Source organism: Neoroseomonas rubea, assembly GCF_016106015.1.
GTDB lineage: Bacteria > Pseudomonadota > Alphaproteobacteria > Acetobacterales > Acetobacteraceae > Neoroseomonas > Neoroseomonas rubea.
The window spans coordinates 1-1,400 of record NZ_JACADQ010000579.1; the positions used below are offsets into that span (position 1 = coordinate 1).

The window sequence follows — 1,400 nt, forward strand, 5'->3', positions numbered from 1 at the left end:
CGGCGCAGGCCGCGAGCAGGGCAAGCAGTGCCAGCGCCGCGCCGCGCCGCCAGCCACCCGTGCCGCCTCCGCGCGTACCGCCTAAGCGTCCGATCGCCCTGCCCCCCCAACCGCACACGCCGCCCGATCGGCGCCGCGCCCCTTTGAGCCGCGCATGATCGGTGCGTCGCATCGCGCCGGCAAGGCGCGTGGGACGGGCGCGCCGGCAAGGCGGTGGGACGGGCGCGCCGGCAAGGCGCGTGGGAGACGGGCATGCCGGCAAGGCGGCGAGGCGGGTGGGCCAGGTGAGCCGCCGCCGCGTCGTCATCGGAACATCACGCCGACCCCGCGATGCGTCGCGTGCGCGACGCGGCGGGCCGTGCCATCAGTCGCGCGCCGCAGCCGACCGGAACCCGAAATGATTACCGACCCAGCCTTCGCCCGACCCGGACGCTTCTGGAAGGGCAACGTCCACACCCATTCCACCGCCTCCGACGGCATGCGCAGCCCCGAGGCCGTCTGCGCGACCTATCGGGACGCGGGCTACGACTTCCTCGCCCTGACCGACCACTTCATGGCGAAGTACGGTTTTCCCGTCGTCGACACGCGGCCCTTCCGCACGCGGCACTTCACGACGCTGCTCGGTGCGGAACTGCACGCGCCGGCGACCTCGCTGGGCGAGCTCTGGCACATCCTCGCCGTCGGCCTGCCGCCCGACTTCGCGCCGACGCCCCAAGGCGAGGACGGCCCGGCGCTCGCCGCCCGCGCGGCCGCCGCCGGCGCCTTCGTCGCCATCCCGCATCCGGCCTGGTACGCGCTGTCCGACGAAGACGCCGCCAGCATCGGCGCAGCCCATGCGGTGGAGGTCTACAACCACACCTCCCAGTTGCGCACGGACCGCGGCGACGGCACGCATCTCGCCGACCGGATGCTCGCCGCGGGCCGCCGCGTCGGCCTGCTGGCCGTCGACGACGCCCATTTTGCCTGCATGGACGCCTTCGGCGGCTGGCTCATGGTCAAGGCCGAGGCGAACGAACCCGAGGCGCTGCTCGCCGCGCTGAAGGACGGCGCCTTCTACGCGACTCAGGGCCCGCTGATCCATGACATCGCCTGGAGGGCGGAGGAGGTGGAGGTCACCTGCACGGCGGCGGCGAGCGTGATGGTGCTCGGCCGCGGCTCGCGCGCCGCGCAGGTGGTCGCACCCGGCACCACGCGCGCGCGGCTGCCGCTGGCCAAGATCCGCGATGGCGGCTTCGCGCGCATCGTCGTGGCCGATGCCGCCGGCCGCCGCGCCTGGGCAAACCCGGTGTTCTTCGAGGACTGACAAGCCCCGCGCGGCCGGTATCGCGCCGTGGCGCGCCGCGCGTCCTGCGCGCCCCGGGGTGTCAGGCCACCGCGCGCAGCGCGGGCTCGGGCGCCGG

At 74.9% G+C, this 1,400-nt stretch carries 1 protein-coding gene; it reads left to right on the plus strand.

Annotated elements, in window-relative coordinates:
* The first annotated feature begins 397 nt into the window (after positions 1-397).
* Positions 398-1,303, plus strand: a complete 906-nt coding sequence (locus HW577_RS25025) for a PHP domain-containing protein (protein ID WP_198378799.1) — start codon at positions 398-400, stop codon at positions 1,301-1,303.
* Positions 1,304-1,400 lie beyond the last annotated feature (97 nt).